Source organism: Microbulbifer mixtoriginis (SeqCode) (assembly GCF_052467515.1).
Map to the genome: position 1 here is coordinate 2,666,136 of NZ_CP174314.1, position 21,103 is coordinate 2,687,238.

Annotated in this window: 18 protein-coding genes; 1 reads left to right on the forward strand and 17 read right to left on the reverse strand. The window is 44.6% G+C overall.

The features are described from left to right. Nucleotides 1-3 precede the first annotated feature (3 nt). Nucleotides 4-2,214: a multiheme c-type cytochrome gene (locus ACJJIT_RS11295; protein WP_444898441.1), complete on the forward strand. Its 2,211-nt coding sequence runs from the start codon at nt 4-6 to the stop codon at nt 2,212-2,214. A gap of 50 nt (nt 2,215-2,264) precedes the next feature. On the opposite strand, the gene ACJJIT_RS11300 is transcribed toward ACJJIT_RS11295, so the two are convergent. From ACJJIT_RS11300 to ACJJIT_RS11380, 17 genes are all read right to left on the reverse strand, one after another. Next, nucleotides 2,265-3,620, reverse strand: a complete 1,356-nt coding sequence (locus ACJJIT_RS11300; protein ID WP_444898442.1) for a hypothetical protein — start codon at nt 3,618-3,620, stop codon at nt 2,265-2,267. 12 nt (nt 3,621-3,632) lie between these two features. Further along, the gene (locus ACJJIT_RS11305) at nt 3,633-4,376 is read right to left on the reverse strand and encodes an outer membrane lipoprotein-sorting protein (RefSeq protein WP_444898443.1); all 744 of its coding nucleotides are present in this window, start codon (nt 4,374-4,376) and stop codon (nt 3,633-3,635) included. Nucleotides 4,377-4,413: 37 nt separating this feature from the next. Beyond that, a complete protein-coding gene (locus tag ACJJIT_RS11310) occupies nt 4,414-5,643 on the reverse strand; it encodes an ABC transporter permease (RefSeq protein WP_444898444.1) in 1,230 nt (409 codons plus the stop codon). A 2-nt stretch (nt 5,644-5,645) separates the two neighbouring features. Next, nucleotides 5,646-6,350: a hypothetical protein gene (locus ACJJIT_RS11315; protein WP_444898445.1), complete on the reverse strand. Its 705-nt coding sequence runs from the start codon at nt 6,348-6,350 to the stop codon at nt 5,646-5,648. Continuing rightward, nucleotides 6,347-7,081: an ABC transporter ATP-binding protein gene (locus tag ACJJIT_RS11320; protein WP_444898446.1), complete on the reverse strand. Its 735-nt coding sequence runs from the start codon at nt 7,079-7,081 to the stop codon at nt 6,347-6,349. The genes ACJJIT_RS11315 and ACJJIT_RS11320 overlap by 4 nt, the downstream gene beginning before the upstream one ends. Continuing rightward, nucleotides 7,081-7,815: a hypothetical protein gene (locus ACJJIT_RS11325; RefSeq protein WP_444898447.1), complete on the reverse strand. Its 735-nt coding sequence runs from the start codon at nt 7,813-7,815 to the stop codon at nt 7,081-7,083. The genes ACJJIT_RS11320 and ACJJIT_RS11325 overlap by 1 nt, the downstream gene beginning before the upstream one ends. A gap of 21 nt (nt 7,816-7,836) precedes the next feature. Then, complete coding sequence (locus ACJJIT_RS11330) at nt 7,837-8,091, reverse strand: acyl carrier protein (protein WP_252085543.1); 255 nt, start codon at nt 8,089-8,091, stop codon at nt 7,837-7,839. Between the two features lie 2 nt (nt 8,092-8,093). Further along, nucleotides 8,094-9,230 carry a hypothetical protein gene (locus tag ACJJIT_RS11335; protein ID WP_444898448.1) on the reverse strand — a complete coding sequence of 379 codons (1,137 nt, stop codon included), beginning with the start codon at nt 9,228-9,230 and terminating at the stop codon, nt 8,094-8,096. Beyond that, nucleotides 9,227-10,141 (reverse strand): alpha/beta hydrolase, encoded by a 915-nt coding sequence (locus tag ACJJIT_RS11340; protein WP_444898449.1) that lies wholly within the window; start codon nt 10,139-10,141, stop codon nt 9,227-9,229. Before ACJJIT_RS11340 ends, ACJJIT_RS11335 begins: the two co-directional genes overlap by 4 nt. Beyond that, nucleotides 10,138-12,105, reverse strand: a complete 1,968-nt coding sequence (locus ACJJIT_RS11345) for an NAD(P)/FAD-dependent oxidoreductase (RefSeq protein ID WP_444898450.1) — start codon at nt 12,103-12,105, stop codon at nt 10,138-10,140. Before ACJJIT_RS11345 ends, ACJJIT_RS11340 begins: the two co-directional genes overlap by 4 nt. Further along, complete coding sequence (locus ACJJIT_RS11350) at nt 12,105-13,958, reverse strand: acyl-CoA dehydrogenase C-terminal domain-containing protein (protein WP_444898451.1); 1,854 nt, start codon at nt 13,956-13,958, stop codon at nt 12,105-12,107. The genes ACJJIT_RS11345 and ACJJIT_RS11350 overlap by 1 nt, the downstream gene beginning before the upstream one ends. After that, the gene (locus ACJJIT_RS11355) at nt 13,951-15,009 is read right to left on the reverse strand and encodes a hypothetical protein (protein WP_444898452.1); all 1,059 of its coding nucleotides are present in this window, start codon (nt 15,007-15,009) and stop codon (nt 13,951-13,953) included. The genes ACJJIT_RS11350 and ACJJIT_RS11355 overlap by 8 nt, the downstream gene beginning before the upstream one ends. Continuing rightward, on the reverse strand, nt 14,972-15,499 hold the full coding sequence (locus ACJJIT_RS11360) for a hypothetical protein (RefSeq protein WP_252085537.1): 528 nt from the start codon (nt 15,497-15,499) through the stop codon (nt 14,972-14,974). Before ACJJIT_RS11360 ends, ACJJIT_RS11355 begins: the two co-directional genes overlap by 38 nt. Continuing rightward, on the reverse strand, nt 15,496-16,332 hold the full coding sequence (locus ACJJIT_RS11365; RefSeq protein WP_444885280.1) for a hypothetical protein: 837 nt from the start codon (nt 16,330-16,332) through the stop codon (nt 15,496-15,498). Before ACJJIT_RS11365 ends, ACJJIT_RS11360 begins: the two co-directional genes overlap by 4 nt. Then, nucleotides 16,329-17,369, reverse strand: a complete 1,041-nt coding sequence (locus ACJJIT_RS11370; RefSeq protein WP_444898453.1) for a hypothetical protein — start codon at nt 17,367-17,369, stop codon at nt 16,329-16,331. Before ACJJIT_RS11370 ends, ACJJIT_RS11365 begins: the two co-directional genes overlap by 4 nt. Before the next feature lie 3 nt (nt 17,370-17,372). Continuing rightward, nucleotides 17,373-18,521, reverse strand: coding sequence for a PLP-dependent decarboxylase (locus tag ACJJIT_RS11375; protein ID WP_444898454.1), 1,149 nt, complete (start codon nt 18,519-18,521; stop codon nt 17,373-17,375). Between the two features lie 150 nt (nt 18,522-18,671). Next, nucleotides 18,672-20,144: a class I adenylate-forming enzyme family protein gene (locus tag ACJJIT_RS11380; RefSeq protein ID WP_444898455.1), complete on the reverse strand. Its 1,473-nt coding sequence runs from the start codon at nt 20,142-20,144 to the stop codon at nt 18,672-18,674. Nucleotides 20,145-21,103 lie beyond the last annotated feature (959 nt).

The window sequence follows — 21,103 nt, forward strand, 5'->3', positions numbered from 1 at the left end:
GAAATGGGTAAAACTGATGAAAACGAATCTATCTTAACCACTACCCATCAGATAAATCATTCGGAGAAAGAGCACGCAACATATACCGGTTCAGCATCCTGCCGAAACTGCCACCAAAAAGAAAGCACTGCCTGGAAAGACTCCCATCACGCGCAAGCCATGATGCCAGCCAGTGAAGACACTGTCCTCGGCAACTTCGATGGAACCACCTTTGACCACGGCGGAGTAACTACAACCTTTTACAAGCGCAAAGGAAATTTTTTTGTCGAGACCGAAGGAACTGAAGGTGTTCTAGAAAAATTCTCCATTTCATACACTTTTGGGGTAACTCCTCTCCAGCAATACTTGATTCAATTTCCCGGCGGGAGGCTACAGGCGCTCAGTATCGCTTGGGATAACCGCCCAGCAGTAGATGGTGGTCAACGCTGGTTCCATTTATACCCTAATGAAAAGATCGAACATACAAACTACCTACACTGGAGTGGTATTAATCAAAACTGGAACTTTATGTGTGCGGATTGCCACTCTACTAATCTACAAAAAAATTACGATCTTCAAACCGATACATTTCAAACCAGTTGGTCTGAGATAAATATCGCTTGTGAATCCTGTCATGGGCCCGCCTCCAAGCATCTTGAATGGGCTCAGAATCAACAACAGAGCCTTCAAAATTTTGGCTTTACTCATGAATTACAGAGGATAAATACAAACCAGTGGAAAATGAACCTTGAAACTGGCATAGCGTCAAGTAAATCAACCAAGATCGCCAAAGAAATACAAACTTGTGCACAATGCCATTCCAGGCGCGCGACATTCTCACCTGGCGCAACTGCTGGGAGTAAATTTTTGGATCACTATAACCTCGCCCTGCTACAACCACCTCTCTATCATGCGGATGGTCAAATTAACGAAGAGGTCTATGTCTATGGCTCTTTTTTACAAAGTAAAATGTATAGCGCAGGCGTCACCTGTAGCAATTGTCATGAGCCCCATAGTTTACAGTTACGTAGCAGTGGCGACGGGGTTTGTGCCCAGTGCCATCTACCTGAGAAGTTCGCTCAAACCGATCATCATCTTCACCCAATAAACAGCCCCGGATCGCGATGTATCAATTGTCATATGCCAGCAAAGAACTTTATGCAGGTAGATAGCCGCCGCGATCACAGTTTTCGCATCCCCCGTCCAGACCTTTCAGATCAATTAAAAACACCAAATGCCTGTATCAATTGCCATAAGAATCAAAGCAATCAGTGGGCTGCTGAAGTTCTGCGCAAGCGATTTGGCCCAGCAGAGACAAACCACTTTGGCGAGGCTCTACACGCAGGCCTTACAGGAGCATGGGATGCAGAGAAGAAACTAAGTAAATTGATCCTAGACCGAGAACAGCCAGCAATCGCTAGAGCAACCGCTATAACCTTTCTGGCGGAATACCTCAGCCGCGATTCTGTACAATTATTGCAATCCATAGCACAAAGCGATGAACCACTACTCAGTCTGGCACTGGCACAGTCATTAGATAGAATACCGGAGCAATTACGACCTGCCTTGGGAATACCTCTACTCTACGAGCGAGAACGCGTCACCCGCTCTTTGGCCGCCAATGCTCTAGCAACCTTACCCCTGGGAAATTATCCTGCTCAGGTTCGCCAGCAATTTTCTCTGGCACTTCAGGAATATATAACCTCAGAATTGTTTAACAGTGATCGACCAGAATCCTTATCCAACTTGGCGGGTCTACATCAACAAAGTGATAACTCTAAGCAAGCAGAAGTATTCTATCATCGAGCTATAAGTAAAGCGCCCTATTACACAGCTGCATACATTAATCTGGCAGACCTTTATCGAATAAAGGGAAAAGAGAAAAGTGCAGAAGAAGTGCTGCGAAACGCTCTGGATAAAGCAGAGAGGAAGGCAGCAATACAACACTCCTTAGGGCTATCATTAATACGACAGAAACGCCACTCAGAGGCTATCGGTTATCTCAAACAAGCCTCTGAGGCTAAACAGACTGATAGCCGCTATATATATGTCTATGCGATCGCACTACACTCCGCCGGCAACTCTACACAAGCCCTGGCAACGCTTGAGAAGGGGCTTGAGCAATTCCCTTCCTCAATAGATATCCTTCGGGCTTTAATCTCCATTAATCGGGAATCCGGCAACCTGGAGAGAGCAAAAAAATATGAAAACTTCCTTGCTGGAAGCGATCAGTAGTCCCAAAAGCCTTCTATTGTTTTAGTTGAAGCTAAACAATTAGTAGATTACTAAAAATCGTAATAAAAACTTAAGCGGAGCAAGTGCTCATTCGGAATTAGGCCAAACTCACAGCTCTCACAGCCACTAAACACTTGGGCCTGAAGTCTAGTGCTGAAATGCTCTGTCCAATTTTGGATTAATTCCACGTTATGATACTGGCTCTGATCATCAATGTTGTATTGAATACTCTGGCGATACTGAAACTTCCGTTCAATCCGGGTGTTACCCCACATAAAAAACAAATACTCCCGGCGCAACTGCCCCACCGATAACAGCTCATAGCTATCAATCAGGAAATTAAAGGCAGCTGGCGCCTGAACAGACAGTAAACCTTGCTTGGCAAGATCCACTTGTTCGATAACCTGGTCCCACTCTTCTGACTCATACCCATGTTCGTTGTATAGATATTCTGCCGTAATATCCCAGCCGCCTTTAAGGCTCATCTGAGCACCTAGCACTGCTTTTAGGTAACCGTGATCCTGTAGACCTCCATAGGAGATATCACTAGCCACTGGCAGCTCGCGCTGCTGTTCCCAGGCCCCCTCAAATCGTAGAGTAATATTATCACGTGCCAATGCACTCAAACCCAGGGCCGTATTCAGTTCTCCACCGTCCAACTGGTGTACTACTAACCTGGTATCCAGATCTCCCTCCCTATTCAGAACCAATGCATATTGATACTCGTGGTCAGCAAACGGATGGTCCAGCTTCCGATCCAGATTATCTTCCACTTCAGCAATGTAGATACCCGCGTTCCAGTCACCGTAGCGAAGATCCAGATGCGCCATATCCCAACCCTGTTGTTGAGTCAGATCATCTGTATCCAGATTTGGTCGGTCATAGACAGGCTTGAGTAAGTTGGCAGGGGACCAATTGTAACCATTACTCCACTGAGGTTTGATCCTGCCAATATTAATACCCAGTCTCCGGTTAGATGTGTACGAAGATAAGTAGCCCTCCAATAAGTAGGCATTGAACTCTTCTGAAGAGGCGCCATCATCATCCACCTTATAGTCTTGAATAAAGGCTAGGCGAGCAAAAGTAGAAAAGTGTGGCCCCGATAAAAACTGACTACTGAAATCCAGTGCTAGCAAAGATTCTCTTTCACCAAATTGTAGATTTCCAGGGTTAAAATACTGGTCTTCCCGCACGCTATTCTGCTGCTGATAGGCAATAGCGGAAATATCATAACTCCAATAATAACCACTTTCCCTATTACTGGATGAAAGATCTTGTGATTTAGAACTTTCAGAGAGCTCATTAGAGAAAGGGTCTTTATACTCTTGTGCACTAGCTAAAGCAGCTGAGGCAGAGACACTTAAGATTATGGCCAGTTTATGCTGGGTTAAATTTGGGATCGCCATGGTCTTTCTATATTAATTCAGTTTGCCCAATGAGGCCTTCTGGAAAATAGCCTGATCCAATTCCTTGAGACGGTAATCATCGAATTTCATCCAGGTATAGTTTTCCTGCAACAGGGCATCCACGAGAAGGAGCTTATGTAATTTCAATTCATCGCCAAAGGTTTTATATTCTTTGTAAAAAGCTGTTTTCAATAGGCGATCTGACCGGGAATAGAATTCACTCTTAAAGGGTTGGTTTCCTTCTGTCTTTTCCATCCACACTTTCACTTTTGCATAAGCCACACCGGAAGCCGTTGAAGTTAACTCCAACAACCAGTAATCCTGCCCTTCGAGGGTTTCTTCTCCAATAATTTCTGCACGATAGTCTCTTGAGAAATTAGTCCCAACAACATCTCCATTACTGGTTTCCCCGATCAGCCGCTGAGACGGTGCAATACGAATAACTCGGCGAGTTCCGGGAATATAGAGCCACATATTGTTACCTTCCTTTAACATGGCCCTCCCCTTTTCACGAGCGGGAGATTCAAAGTGAATCAAAGATTTATCGTTAAACACTTTAACACTGAGCGTATTAGTTCGAGGTTCTTTATCTTTCTTATAGCTGATATTAGTAATATTAAAAACAAATCCTTGATCCTTATACCCCCTAACTTCATCTAATCGATTCACCAGGGATTCAGCCGTTACCTCAGCCACTGCTGGCACGACTAGGGAGAATAAAAACCCAACAAAAAAAATAAAACGGCTTCTTTTCATCTTTTTACCCTACACCTATAAACCTATTGCATTACCGTCAAGTGAATCTCAACGCATTCACTACCGGTATTCTGGAAGCCTTTACTGCTGGATAAACACTAGAAATTAAGGAGACCAAAAAACCCAAGGCAAAGGTTTTGATAAGAATTTCATTAACCACAAATACCCTTATCGGGTAATCCTGAGTACTGCCCGGCGGCCGCGGCATCATCCATTCGGCATAAGTAATGCCCTTTGCCGCAAGAATTCCGATAAGCAATCCTAAGAGGCTACCGATAATACCTAAAAACACAGACTCTAAAAGAATTAAGCCAACTACCTGTGTAGGTGTCCCGCCCATGGCTCGAATAGTCCCGATCTCTCGGGTGCGCTCCATCACAGCCATCAACATGGTATTGGATATGCTTAGAGCTACAATCACCAGGACAATTACGGTGATAAAACCAAACACTCCATTAAATAGGCCAACAACCTGATGATAATAAGCCGCCAAGTCCCACCAGCTTCTTAATTCCAGCCCTAGATTCTGTTGCTTAAATGCCTTACGCAAGGCGTCTACAGCCATATCGGTTTGTTCAGTTTCTTCAAGCAATACAACCAGCCGGGTTAGATCCGAGGTATAAAGTAATTCCTGCGCAAGTGGCAAATTGACTCTGAGTAAGCGATCATCCAATTCCTTCACGCCAGTGGTCACCACACCGGCTATCTGAATGTCTACCGCATTTATTGCTCCATCCTGGGTGCTTGCAAGCAATGTTAGGTAGTCCCCTACCTGAGCGTCCAGGGAGTTGAACAACCCCTCTCCCAAATGCGCAGCAGCAACATCCTCAGGAAATAGATCTTCACCTTCTACAATATGGATTGCAGAGGAAAGTAGTACCTCTTTTTCAGCATCGATACCAATACCCGATATTGCAATTGACTGCTTCCCATCACTCAGAAGACCATTAAAATTCAGTCGCGGTGCAACAACCAAAGCCTGGCTCTTCTCTTCAATTAGCTGGGTAATCTGCTCTAAGCTGGCAGAGGGAATCAGGTACTTTTCTGGCTCGGCTTTACCATATTGGTTGTAGCCATCGGCATAAATCTGGATATGCCCTAGCTGCGAGCGAATCATGCTTTCACGCATGCCATCGTACATGGACTGAACAAAACCACCGAACACAATCAAGCTGGTACAGCCAAAAATAACCGCCGCAAGGGTGATTATACTGCGTCGACCGTTTCTAAGAATATTTAACAGCGCTACCTTCCAACCCAGAGTCATAACTAAAGTTTCTCCAGGGCCAGGCGAGATTTTTTCGCCCACTCGGTTTCTGAAGCTGTCAACCTTGTCCAGAGTTCTCTGGCTTTATCTGCCTGATCATTACGTTCATAGGCCTGTGCAAGGTAGTAGTCGACAAATGCCTGGAACTCATCACCGTACTTACCACCAATTTTTTGTTGAACTAACTCCAGGTCTTCTACTGCATAGCGGGCCCGTTTCAAGAAGGCCGGCATATTTGCGCAGCTGATGCCCCTCTGCAATCTTGCCCCAAGATTGAAAGGGGCCTGCTTTACTGCCCTATCCATCATGCGATTTCCCCGCCTTGAAAATAAGGATAGCTTTGCCAATTGATCGAGATAGAAACTAGATCGAAAGGAAATTGCCGATCCTAGAGCGGCACTCAACTCTGGATCATTGTTCAGCGTGCTCTTCAATTTGGTCATTTTTTGTTCCAGGGATTCCACTTGTTCAACTCGTGTATCCCCTGAGGAAGTCAGCAATGCCAATTCGGCCAAATACGCAATTTTCTTTTGTTCTGGTGTGGATTCTTCATTTAAATCTTCAACCAGGCGAACTCTCTCGAGGTTAGAAGAGGGGATCTCTGAAGGGGGTATGTACTCCTCAGCAATCACCTTTGGAAGGCTGACAAACAGAAAAAAGAAAACTGTAAGTACCTTCAGAAAATCCTGTGTGCTAAGTATTTTCATACCTCAACCCCCGAACTTGTAATACTGGATCTATCATACCCACTGGCCAGAACGTCACCACTAAGGCGATCACTCACTAACTCTCCATCTAAAATAGTAATCACTCTGGATGCCAGGCTAGTTACATAATCGTCATGTGTTGAAATAACAAAGGTTATGCCCTGCTCTCTATTCAACTTCTGTATCAGCGCCATGATCGTTTCTGAGGTTTTCGAGTCCAGATTTGCCGTAGGCTCATCTGCTAATACAATATCAGGCCGTGTGACAATCGCCCTGGCTATAGCTACCCGCTGCATCTGCCCCCCCGATAACTGGGTTGGTCTTTGCCCAGCCTGTTTTTCAAGGCCTACATCTTTCAGTGCCTGCAGAGCCCTTGCTTTGGCATCTTTCACTCCCCTAAGAGTCAGCGGATACATCACATTTTCCAGGGCAGTAAGCACTGGTATCAAATTAAAGGACTGAAATACAATGCCAATGTGCCGGTTTCGGAATTTTGAACGCTTGTGCTCTCCCAATTTACCGATATTGACACCGCCAACCTGAACAGTGCCGGAATCGCACTGATCAAGAGCCGACAAAATATTAAGCAAAGTACTCTTACCACTACCGCTAGGCCCCTTCACAGCGAGAAATTCGCCTTTTCCCAAGGAAAGAGTGATATCTTTTAGGGCGTCTACCCAGATATCACCCATGGCATAGCGTTTAGATACATTGCGCAATTCAACCAACATTAGGCTTCGCCCAAAGTAATAACCATTTGACTCAACTGCTCACAGGCATCCAGCATGGTAGAAGGACATTCAGCCAAACTTTCTGCTTTCTGGTAATAATCCAGAGCTATATTAAGTTCATTACTATTATCCAACCCTTTAATCCTGTAGGCATTAGCGAGAGCCAGATACACAAGTTGTTTGACTTCCCCAGGTAAAGCATCATTATCTTTTTCTATCAGAGCTATGAACCAGTCTTCATCTTCAAACACTCTGTCAAAGTGACCGCTAACTTCACCAACAAAAGAAAAAGTGAGCAGCCGAACCAGTCGCACATTAAAGTCAGAGCTAGCTTGTAGCGCCGCTTCATCCACTTGATTCATCGCTTGACGCAGACGATAAAGTTTATACAACCCCATGGCCGGATCGAACATGGCACCAGCCAACTTACCTTCATTGGAAAAATAGGCTGCTTTAATCAGCATATTTTCAGGATCTTGTTGGTAGGCGGTAGCCAGTAAATTATCCGCTCTGTCTATTTCATTGTGGTAGCTGTACAGCTGCCCAAGTTGCAACATTAATTCAGGGGCAGATTGATTCTGACCCAGCTCAGCTGTCAGAAACTCCAATTGTTCAAATTCAGTTTTGCTATAGTCTATCTTTTTGAAGTCAATGGGAGCAGCCCCTGAAAACCAGGCAATAATGTTACCAATCAGAAGACTACTTATTAATATTGTTAGCATTTTCTTAAACATGGGCTACCCCCTAAAAAAGATTTAAATCTCAGCTGAATTTTCGAGCAACTGTGTATCCATTTCCTTTAGGGTAGTGTGCTCATCAAAAACCAGATTTTCTGGGCTCATCACACCAGGATAAAGCTGTTCACAAATCAATATCACTTCAACAATATTGAGTGAATCCACACCCAACTCAGCAATAGGGGTATCCGCATCAACAGAATCAACATTCAGCATAAGAGCGATCTGCTCACAGAGTTCCTGTACTTTGCTCTCTACGACTGCTGTAGACATACCTAATCTCCAGTTACATTACCAACTTTCAAGGGATAGAATCGCAACAAATAATCTAGGGTCAAAGCATATATACATATATGCTGCTCACCTTCAGAGTATTTCTGTTGCCGCTTAATAATCTTGGCGCTAATCATAGGGGGTATAAAAAACCAGATACGTGAAAGCCATCGGTTTCCGTAAAAAAACACCCTCTGAAAAGACTCATAAACATTAACTATAGGGTTATCATCCAAACAGAAAATTTGATTCAGACCACCCTTTTCTTTCAAATTACTCTCATCGACAAGCCTGACCTCCTTACCCAACTCTGCAGCCAGAATATTCAGATGAAAAAGAATAAAAGGATGATACAAATACTCTGCCAGGTAGACATCCCTATCCTGTTCCTTACCAGAAGCTTCCCAGCTCGATTCAAGCTGATCATTAATCTCTCTAACATAGTTTTTCAGATCAATACCTTCAACCTTTCTGGACTTGTGCGCCGCTTTAAAGATATCTGATCTTTGACGATTAAACCCAAATTTTCGCGGCAGGCTATTTTTACTAATTTCGCACAAAAGCTCTTCACAAGCTTCTACTTGCTCAAACACTTGGGCAAAGAACACATGATCGAAAGGTGTAAATAATTGTGAAGCCACCTTAGGGAGAAGATTGTATAAGGACTCCCCTCTACTTTGAGGCTTTACCAAAGCAGCTTTCAAATTAGGTTCTGTAGCAAGAGTATCATCCAGCCAGATTAATGACTCAGCTGTGATCGTCACCTCATCACCCGGAAAAATCATTCTGACATTTTCCAGCAGGCTTTTTCTTTCAGTAGGAAATCCGAAATATTCAAGCTCAACCAAATAGTTCAGATCGACTTTATCTGCACCTACGGCCAAAAATGAGGACAATTTCGCACTGATGAACAGTTGCTCATTCAGGGTAAAGTAATACAGGGGCAAATTGAACAAATCTGTAACTTTAATGTGAAAGCAATTGCGATCACTTCTCTGGATAACACCCTTATGCTTAACCTCTGATGTGCTCAATAATTTTTTATATTTATCGGGGTATAAGTCCAACACAGAGAACTCCGCACCCACTGCTAGTGTTACAGGCTTCACCCCAGAAATATCATAAACCATTTGCTTCACAAAGCAGCCTCCAATCGCCTCTCTACCACCTTATCGAGCCAGCTGGAGATCGGTTTAGCCGAAGCTGAGATAGCTGACATATGGGTAGCATTGGGAATCTCAGTTAAATAGGATTCTACTTTAGGTGAGATATACCAATTCATTACCGTATATAAGGTATGTGCATCGACTACTTCATCGTACTGGCCCACGGTGATATGACACGGGATATCAATACTGGCGAATAGATCGGTATATCTCTTAATAGTGTAAGCACTAAGTAAGTTGAAGCTACAATCAAGTACCCTACCCTGATTACCAGCAGCTGAACCTACTGGAGGGAAGCTTAAAACAGGCATCCGCCTGAATGCAGGAATAAGCATCGCCAGCCAATATTTCCAAAGATTTATTTTGGGCAAATTTTGCTGCTCTGGGCCCGCCATTGGTCTGCTGTGTCGCCGTTTACGAAAATAGCGGATAAAGTACTCAAGTCCTGAAGTGGCAATATCATACTTTCGAGTTTCTTCTGCCTGGGTTAGCGGTGGTGCTATAGCAAAAAAACCCACGATGTCATTGGTACCATATATTCCGAGGTATCGCAGAGAGGCAAGAGAGCCGGCGCTATGCCCACCGAGTACAAAACGGCGAACTCCTCTCTCCTTGAGGTGCGCTATCAGATCCTGCAGATCATCCTGTAATTGGTTCGGATAATCCAGATCTCCAGGACGCCCCTCACTTTTCCCATGCCCTCGCCAATCCGGTAAGCAAATGGACATTCCCTGTTTGTGTAGCATTCGCCCAAACATTAAATACCACTGACTGCTAAAAGTGCTGCCGTGCATACATATGAGCGCGGTCTCTGTATCTTCTGCTGGCAGCCAGCGAAATGCCAGATTCTTGCTATCACGCGCTTTGAAAAACTCTTGAATCACAACGCCTCCACTACAGGACTTTCTGAGGCTTGTTGATCCATTCCCATAGCTTTTCTCTGATCAATTACAGAATCCATAATGCTGTCGGGTTGGCTACGTGCAAATGCCAAGAAAACCGGTACCATACCTGGCATCGCAATGTATTCCTGATTTTGAGACCAGAGCGATTTGGCTTTTTTAGCGAGCTTGTCAAGTTCATCTATAGTTAGCTCTCCCGAAGAATCCTTAATTTCCAGTGCTTCCGTATGGAAAGAGTCTTCCGTCACTCTAACTTGAACAGGGCGCTCCGTCTCATCTGATAGTATTTCTGAAAATTTTTCAGAAATTTTCTCCAGCAACCACCCCTTGTCGGCAGTGCTTAAATTGGGCCTCCCCAATAAATCCGGCAACAATATACTTTGCTGAACTACCATTTTGTTAGCTAGCCCAGGGAAATCCAATTTGGCCTCAATCACCTTGAGAAATATCTCAACCCACAGCTTTACCCTTAAATCAATGCGCCAACCATCCCGACCAGCAGTACCCATCAGGTAGACAAAATACTTGTAATGATCCGCTCCAGACTCAAAAAATCCTTCATCATTCCTACGGTAATAACGACCTTCCGATTTAAGAACTTTCGCGGTATCTATCAACTGCCTCTGCAATATAAGCTCCAATGCCATATAACCTCGGCGCAGGTAACTTTTACGCTGCCAGTACTCCTGATCCAGGTAGCTGCCTGACATATAGTCCCAGGCGATTTCAAGAAAATAAGCAGCAGTGTTGTATGCCAACAGAGGTGAGCAGAGCTCAGCAGAATCAATAACCGGGTATACATTGGCCACATGAGCATAGAGGCCTTGATAAAACTCTTTTACGGTCTGATTCGCAATGGCTAGCTCCTGATTCAGTATATTCTGGGCTTTGCCTCTATCAGGTTCAGCGAGATCCATCAGGATATATTTACAGATATGATCATTAAATAAAGCGATCATATCGCCACCACCACTGAACAGGGGATCGAGAAACATAGAGGCAAAACCAGAGGTGGCCCAACGATCGGGGAAAATAAATTCATCCGCACGATAGGCAAGCTGCCCCCAAGCTTCAAAATCCACCAGCTCAGCGCCATCTAACAATTCTGAAATTGCCTGATAATTCATCAGGAAATCCAGGAAGCTCTCACGCTTGGTGGGTGGTTTTTCAAACTTATCCTTTTCACCGACAATTCCGACACTGGTATAGCCACCACTCAGTGGAATAAACCACACCCAATAGCCATCTCCGGAAAAATGATTGGTAGATAAGAAGCGGCCAAAAGCCCGTTTTCTCCAAGATTCATCTCCCATGGAGTCAATATCCCGGATATTCTTGAAGCGTCCCCAGGAAGAGAAGTGCTCGGGTACATTCTCCTGGCGTGTTAACTTTTTATGTTTCTTTGCAAAGCGATTGCGCCCACTACAATCCACCAACCAGCGGGCTGCAATCTCAGTCTTGCAATCAGCCACAGACAGCTGAACGGAATGACGGTTATCGTCAGACTCAATACTGAGGCCCTTGGCTTTCACACCCATCAGAACTTGAATACCATCTTCCCGGTTCATTTCAACCAGGTCCGCCTCCAAGCGAGCTCTATCCAGCTGGAAAGCTGGATGAGGCGGAATACTAGTAGTTCCGTGCTCACTCATTTCGGTTAGAGACAAGCTGTGATCAGGTTTATCAAAGAAAAAGCGCAAACCGTTTTTCGGAAGGTGGTTCCTATAGAGATAATTAACCAAGCCCAACTGCTTCATAAAGTAATGGCCGGTCATCTCAACAGTAGCTTCCCCCACTTTTGCACGGAAACTATCACTAGCTTCTACAACCAAAATTGAAACATCCTGGTCACCGCGTCTAATTTGCCGAGCCAGAGTCAACCCGGCCCAGCCACCGCCAATGATGACAACGTCATATTCTTTTTGTATTTGATCGAAAGCATTCATCACAGCGATTCCACCCCAGAGAGAAGAGAATCCCATACGGGAGAGTCAACCTGACAAAATGAATCATGATCCTGAATAATGTCCATCACCATCTTGGTTCTGGGTAATTCATTCCTGATAAAGAATTTAGCGCTAGTGACCTTCGACTCGTAGAAAGCTTTATCCCCCTCTCCTTTACTCAGGCGACTGGATGCACTACAGGCAGCTTCTAACAACAACCAGGCAAGAGTAATATCCCCCATCATGTGCAGAATACGAGTACTGTAAGCCGGAATTTTGAACATCTCTTTGGTCCTGACCCACACATGTACGGTTTTCAGGACAGTCTCCAAGTGCTCAAAGGATTCTTGAAGGCGGCTAAATTCGGTTTTGAAATTGGGGAAATCACCCGCTCTATTAATAAATGATTCAAACTCACTCTTATAAATTTGAAACAGCTTGCTGGAGTTGCCCAGCCCTAACTTATCTCGGATAAGATCCTGGCTCTGGATATAATTAGTTCCTTCCCAAATGGCGAGTACCTTGATATCCCGAGCATACTGTTCAATACCCAATTCTTTCAGGTAACCCTGGCCACCACAGGTCTGAATGGCCAGTTCACAAATGCGCCATGCCTGATCACTGATATAGGCTTTCACCACGGGAGTCAGCAGGTTTACCAGCCCCTGATGATAGGTAGCGTCAGTTTTCTTAGCCTCATCCCCCTCGAATGTCTTGAGTAAGCTTTCAGATAGGGTCAGCTTGGCGATCAAGGCCCTGCAGCCCTCAACCTTGGATTTCATTTCCAGTAACATGCGCTGCACATCTACATGCTCAACAATATTGACCCTGCTTGCCGTAGCGCTGAAGCTTTCATGAAAACGTTTACCCTGAATGCGTTTACTGGCATAGGCTAGAGCGTTGTAGTAAGCCGAGGAAGCCATTCCCAGGGCATAAACCCCTGTGCTAATTCTTGCCTGATTCATCAGGGTCAAGAACTGCAATAATCCAACATTTTCCCGATCACCTAGTAAATATGCACGGCATTGGCCATTCTTGCCGAAGGTAAGGTGAGTATTGGCACAACCTTTAAAACCCATTTTGTCAGCAAGGGAGATACATTCAACATGATTAAACTCTCCTAGACTGCCATCTTCTTCAACCCAGTATTTGGGTACGATAAAGCAAGACAAACCATAGGTTCCCGAGCCACTCTTCTCCCCTCTACCCATCACAAAGTACAAGGTATTATCTGTTAGGTCGTGCATACCAGCACTGATTAGGTACTTTTCACCGGTGAGTAAATAGGTACCGTCTGCTTGCCGGGCGGCCTTGGTATCGACCAGGGAAACATCACTGCCAGCCTGTGGCTCAGTCAAACAAAGGCAAGAAGTCCACTCAGAAGTAGCCAATTTGTCCTTAAATAGTGCTTTTTGAATTTCGGAACCATATTTTTCTACCAGGGTAGAAGATGGCAAACAAAAACCACCATAGGTCATAAAGCTGGGGTTGGCCCCCATAAACATTTCTAACAGCATTTGCATTATAAAGGGCGGAAGATCAGTTACCTGACCGCCACTGCTAGAAGATAAGTCTCCCCATTCCTCTTTAAAACGACCCCACATCTCCGGAAAAGAGGAAGGCAGCTGTACCTTGCCATCAATCAAGTGGCAACTTTGTTCATCAGCCTCTTGATAACCTGGTCCCAATACCTCGGTAGCAAATTTTTTCGCACGCTGCAGAACATCATCTACGAATTCAGCAGAGCAATCACTATAGCGAGGGTGCTCAAATAGTGTTTTGGCCTGATGAAACTGGTCTTCAATAAGAAATTTAAATTCCCGCAAATCAGACTTATAGATATTTCTACCCATGTTTGGCTCCTTGATTTTCCAAGAGTGACCGCCAGCTGCCGGAACCCAGCACCCAGTGAAATATTTGATTATGTCTTCCCCGGTATTTTTTCTGGGGATAAATCATGGCGCCGCGAACATGAGGAAGGTGATCCTGGCCGTATGCATCTTCGAGACTTTGTGCTGCATTAAAACCCTGATAAGCCTCTTCAAGAGAAACGGTCTCTGTGTTCACCAGACGGGAAAGCAGCTGTCCATTTGCTTGTGGGGTTCTGTGTACCCGGAGGCAACCAGCCCTACCACCGCCACCAAGAGTGATTATCCAGAGACCTTCAATTTCGTCTCTCAAACAATATTTATCAATCTCCGCAAGAGGCTTAATACTAAGATAGTGAAGCCCATCAAGCTCAACACTAGGCAGCCAATGAGTTTTATCCTCATGAGAAAAGCCTTTCATCAATCCTTTCGCCCAGCGAGATTGAATATCAAAGGACACTACACGGCAGGAATTGTCCAGATCAGTCGCCATTAATTTCTTGAGGTTTTGCACCAGCTCAGGCGCCCCATTGAGTGATGGCGCTTGCGATAAAATATCACAACTGGAAATTTGGCATAAACTCCGTTCGTGGTAATGCCTACATAACCAGGAAACTGCCACTCCTGTAATCACATCCAAACCGTCCTGCCCAGGCTTTATTCCTATACCCAGGGCATCCAGGCATTCCTGCTGCCGCTCTTTACCCAGCTCTAAATTTATAACTAGGGCGTCTTCTTCATGACGTTTGGAATAACTTAAAAGCGCAGCATGAAAACTGGTACATGCACTACCTACAAATTGAATGTTATGCCCAGCCTCTTCCAGCTGAACTAGAAACTCAACAACCGGCCGCTCCAGTAACACATTAGCCTCGCCGGCTGAAACGATATATACAAGCTCTGGGATATAATCTAATCCCAAAAGGTAATGATTTAGGGAGTTCAACAGTTGCTCTGTTTCCCCTTTATGATCAACCCAGAGGCTTCTTATATACATTTTATGCGGTTCCTTCCCTGGCCATTTTTTCAATGGCACCAAAACCTAATTCCAATAATTTTTCAGAGTATAAAGAAACTAATTTTTCACAGTTCTCTGTAGCAGATATCCTGATGTGAATACTATTATTGCCTGCTTCCAGAGGGTGTCGTACCAAGTTATCCTCAATAACCAGATACGGCTTGCCCTCCCTTTGTAAGATATATTCCTCAGCCTGAATATCCTGCAACATTAAGACGCGCTCATGTAGAAATACTTTTGGCATTCTTCCACCAGCAGGCATCTGCATTCTCATCAAGATTGTTTCGATCAAAACCCCAGATTGATCCAAGCACTCCAATAGCTCAACCAAGAGTTGATAGTGCTCAGCAAAGCTTAAAAGTACTGGAGTTGTACCCACCGGTAACTGAGAAATTGCTAGAAAATCGGATTCACCTTTCAAGGGCAATGTCTGGGCTGCGCAGAGTTTAGGGGTTTGCGGATAGGGATTGCGCAGTAACCTACTGGAAAGCTCTATCACTTTACTCATACCGCCTCCGCCAAGTAAAAAGTGCTACCCTGGTCAACCCTAACTTCAGCCGTACAGTAATAGCCATTGAGAGCAATAGAACATACCAATAGCTTCTCTTCCTCTTGGAATCTACCCTCAACTCCGTGGCTAATAATGTTTAACCAGGGATCACTACCAAAACAGTGCCCCCACCTTTCATGAAGATCGGGAAGCTGCTGGAAACTACTGAGTAAACGGGTAAATATTTGTCGTATGTTTTCTGGGAAAAATGGCAAAGATAAAGTTAGATCCTTCCCAGCACTGGCCATCTTTCTGATAATTGTTGCAAACTCTGGTGTTGTGTTATAGGTAACCGCACAACCGGCTGTAATATCTTCCACTCTGAATGAGTCGACTTCCAAGAGCAATGTGCATAAACCAAAGCCGCTCTTGCCCCAATTTTCATTACTCTGCCAAAAGCTTAAATCCAGCACATTGGCATCCAGAATACTGACTAGTACATAACGTACAGCTGGATTTTGTCGCAAGTAATAGCGCAGGCTGTAACCCCAGGATGCACACTCATAAGTGTTCACAAAACTGGTCACAGGAATACTTGGTCGATTTTTCAGAGAGTTTAAATCGTCCGTATTAACGGCCCCAGTCGTAAAAGGTAGCTCAATCATGGTTGAACAAAGAAAGTGTCGGTTAATCTCAGCCCTTACCTCCTCTGGAATAACCTCTGTTACACGAGCACTCTGTTCAGATATAATTTCACCGATTTGTGCGAAGGCTTCTTGCAAGCCTCCACTCTCTGCAAAAGTAATATTTTCTATGGGGGTAAATGCCGCTGACTTCAGGTATAAGCTCATAGCCGATGCCCTTTCGCCTTACTATAAATCTCGAAAAAGCAGCGGTAGGAACTTCCTTCCATCTTGGTAAACGCCAGCAAATCCCGCTGGCGAGTTTTGCTTTGTACCTTACCCGAAGATACCAAGTGCAAAAGTAATTCGTTACTGGCAAATTTTGTTGCCAGCACTCTATTCACACTATGCATTGAGAAGATGGTGGCCGAGGTTTGCTCATTACAGAGATAAATCAGATACTCGACAATCTCCTGATCCGCAACAGACAACTCGACCTCCCCTTGATCTCGTAACCAAAGCACAAAGTGCATCAGAGACTTCACAAAACGGGGACGCACAAGTGTCAGGAAGCGATTAACACTCCCTAGACCACCTTTGCTAAGCAGCATCTCTTTAGTAACTGGGACACGACCACGGCAGTTCCCCAGTTGCAGCTTGCCATCCAGGAAGGGCTCACCAACAGATGACTGCTTCAATTCAGCACAGAGTTCAGGAGGCAGCATCAATGTAACTGGGAATGGCCTTGCTGCCTGTTTGGCAACAACCATGGCAAACCCTAGCTTTTGTGCCTCTATACCATGAATTTTATTGATATTAAGCTGCAAAACACCATCATCATCCTGTATCTCAGTCTTCCAGCTCTGCAGGCTTGGGCCACCGGGGTCTGTCATCAAGAAGTGACCAAAAATCCCCTGCTCCACCCAGTTATTCACTTGAGCCAGCTGATCTTCAGTCGCCGTCAGACTCATCATGATGGAACCAAACAGTCCTATCATTTCATGGAAATGGTGGGCCAACCCCTCATCGCGCACCTTGTCAATAATTTGATCAATAACAAAAGTTTGTTCAAATTGTTCTAGTTGCTGCTTGACCGATGGCTCTCGAAGAGGGGCAGGCTCTGTCAGAGGGTCTTCAATGATCATTGAAGCGTCGAACAGACGCACACAGGCCTCCTCAAGAAGCCCTTGCAGTGAAGCTGGCACTGGAGAAACGGAAGAAAGCTGATTGATTACAAAGCTGCCGGCAATAGATTGCAGTTCCATAAGTTACTCCATGAGGTAGGATTTAGCAGAAGGTAAACTCAGGAATGGAGCAACGGTATAGCTCGCGTTATAGGCTCCACAATTGCTGAAAACAGCCAAGTCGCCAGGCTGTACAGGCCCGCCTTTTATTTCACCGATCACATCTTCCTTGTTACAGGAAGTACCTACCAGCAAACAGCTCTCTGTACTGCTCTCAAATTCCAATATTTCATCGCCACGCAATATCAGTGGCTGACTGAAGCGTTTAAAAGTACTTTCCGTTTTCGCTAAAAGGAAGTTCTGCGCCATGCCGCCATCACAGATTCCATACTGCTGCCCTTCTATCGATTTCACGTAGCGAATCTGAGTTACAAAATATCCCGCACTGGCAACCAGAGCACGCCCACTTTCGTGGGCGATTTTTATGTGAGAGGGAAATTCACCAAGTAATTCCCTATATTGTTCAAAATTAAAATCAATACTTTCCCAATTCAGATCAAAGCCACCGCCAAGGTTAACTAAATCAATGGCATAGCCGAGCTGCCTCTCAAATTTCTCAACTATTTGCAAAGCTGCTTGCGCAGTATTAAAAGCGAGCTTTGCGAAATTATAGGATCCTCGGAACACATGGAATCCAGCAACTTTCAACTCATGTTTTTTACAGAATGCCAAGGCCGTTTCAACATCACTCCAACCAAAGCCAAAGTGGTCTCTTCTCGTGGTTACCGGAGCCTTCTCAAATTGATCCAAGGTGCTGGGGTTCAAACGAAGTATCAGCGGATTAATCGGACGCTTCCCCTGAAATTCCTTAACGATTTCTAACTGGGATAGATTATCGATCACCAGTGTACACTTACTTGCAATTGCCGCTCTGAGGAAACCTTTATCTGCGGAAGGGTTATTGATATAGCGAGGGCTTTCACCTCGAGGGAGAAGATTCAACTCCCCCACAGAGGCAATTTCAACTCCATCTTCAAAAACATGACCACTACGTACGACAAGATCAAGGCAGCTATTCGCCTTTAGGGAATATATGAGAGATGTTCCCAGGCGGCCTTTCAGTTTTTGGTAGTTATCGGCAATATCTTTTAGGGAGTAGACATAGCACGGTGTTGAAAAGTGTTGCCTTTGCTGGCTCAGCTGGGCAACGAGCTTTTCCAATGAAGCTTTCATGATATCACCAGGATAAATTTAAATTCATTCTTATATAGGGCACAAATATTTCAGCCGTATTTACGACTTACCGGTCTAAAATATTATTTATTATTAAGCTAGTACGCTGCCCGCCGACCAAATAGTCTCAGTATTTCCAACTGAGAAAACTCATGCTTGAAGCTCTTGTTCAAGTTTTTTCTTATCAATTTTGCCGTTTGCTGTCAGGTCGATTGATTCAACAAATCGCACTTCCCTCGGAGTGTAATCAGCATCCAGATTCTCTTTCAACCACACTTTGAGCTGCTGTTGATTTTCGGGCGTGTTTTCCTGCAGTTCAACTACACAAACCGCAACCTCATTTTGAAACTTATCTAAAGAACCGAGCACTACACTGAGGTGTACCAACGGGCATGTATCAATTACGGCTTCCAAATCTTTGGGGAAAAGGCAAAAACCTGCTTGCTTGATCAGATCCTTGGAGCGCCCCCTGAAGTAATAGAAACCCTCCTGGTCCCGACTAAATAAATCGCCAGTAGCAAGCCAGTTATCATCCCGGTACAGACCATTAAAGATTTGTGCCCCCCCTTGAGCACAGGGATCGTAATATGCCTGCATAACTCCGGAGCCACGCACGAAAAGCTCACCAATTTCATTGACCTCGGCCTCTCTATAGGCGTTGGTACCGGCATCCATTAGAAAAATTCGAGCATCTAGGCCGGGAATAGGCTTACCCACAGACCCCATCTTCTGCTCCCAAAGCTCCGGTTCCAGATAAAGGGCCCTTTTACACTCAGTGAGACCATACATTGAGAAAACATCGAGCGCCGGACAATATTCTTTCCAAGTGCGAATGACATACTCAGGTAGGTGCCCACCAGTATTGGTTAAAGCACGAAGTACAGAAAGATCAGGTTTTACCAGTGTCAAAAGTTTCGCCAAGGCAGCCCCCATCGCCGGAACAATGGGTAACACTGAAATTTTCTGATCAGATATTACTTTCAAAGCATGAAGAGGGTTGAACGTTTTATCGTAAAGAATTGTTGAGCACCCCGTTTTGAGGGCAAACAACACCTGGTATAAACCGTAATCAAATGACAATGGTGAAAGGCAGAGTATGCGATCCGTCTCAGCCAAGCGAAGATACTGCGAGAGTGAATCCAGAGAAGTAAGCACATTCTGGTGGGTGAGCATTATGCCCTTTGGCTTACCGGTACTTCCCGAGGTATAGATAATGAGGGCCAGGTCAACACCTGTCACCCTGACAGGTGTGCTGAGTTCAAATAATCGCTGCTGCGATCGATAAGTAGCCAGCGAAATAACTTTTTCACCTTCCACAATGGCCTTGGCATTGCAGTCGCTTGCTATTGCACTCACTGAGGATTGTGAGGCATCACCCTTGACGGGAACCACCACCAAACCGAGGTGCCAGGCCGCCAACATTGTTGCCACTGTAGGAATATCGTTTTGCGCTCTGATTACCAGCCTGTCTCCATGGACCAACGGAGTATCGGCCAACTGCAAAAGAGACAGAGCCCTCTCACAGCATTGATTTGATAAGTTTTCCCCAGTCAGATTTTCAAGGCTTCCACTCCAGAAGCCACTAGTAACCCTATCGAACAGGTCGGCAAGCGAGAACATCATTAGTCCAAATATTTTTTTTAAAAATTATTCTATAGCTCCCGACTTCCCCCCAAAAAAGAAACTGGAGCTACCTAGATGGCACGATCATTTTATAAAGTGAGCTCTCCATAATGACAAGCATTATCTTGAAATCCTGTGATGAAGTTTTCATTCCGGCTCATGTAGTTCAGGAAAGTCATAATTTCCTAAATTTTTTTTATGTTGACTTTTGATTATTATTGAACAGGACATTCAGCAGAAAAATAATTTTATTGGTGGGCAGCAAAGGGAAACTATTTTTTAGTGACACCTTGAATTCCGCAAATCAGTTATTAATGTGCAAATTATTTCCATTATTAATGGGGTTTATCTCTAAAGTATCTCGCCACTCCCAATAGCCACATGAACAACCTAAACCTTTATAATTGACATTATATCTTTAAGTTGTTGACCTTTTGTTACATTAAACATCTAACAAAAAAATTATTTACTGTGCTTCTCGGCATTAAATGCATCAGGTACCACGAGCTCAGAACCAACACAACCATTCCAGTGCGTTCTTTGAGGAGTTATTGGCGACACTTCCATCAGACTAATGGCCAAACCCTTAACAAGAATTGGTGGAAAATTAAGCCAAAAAAGGCTTTTAGAAGTAGCGGCTAATATAATCAGACCAACGCTTGGTTTTGATCATGAAGAGTCTTGCGGGATTCACTTGGCTTTTAATTTCATGCGGCACAAATAGTTTCACTGGAAACAATATAGGCAAAGCAGAAGCCGATTTATTGGCTTCCAGCCGCCGCAAAAACCTGAACCATCAGTCACTAAATGTTTCCCAGGATGTGCTTGCGTCGATAGTTTTTTGAACCGCATTCCGGTCAATGCATCTCGCTACAGAAGTTGTAAACGATAAAGATGATTTATGTGATTTGCAGCCCGAGTTTTTACTGCATCAGTCTTATGAGCTGTCATAGAAAATC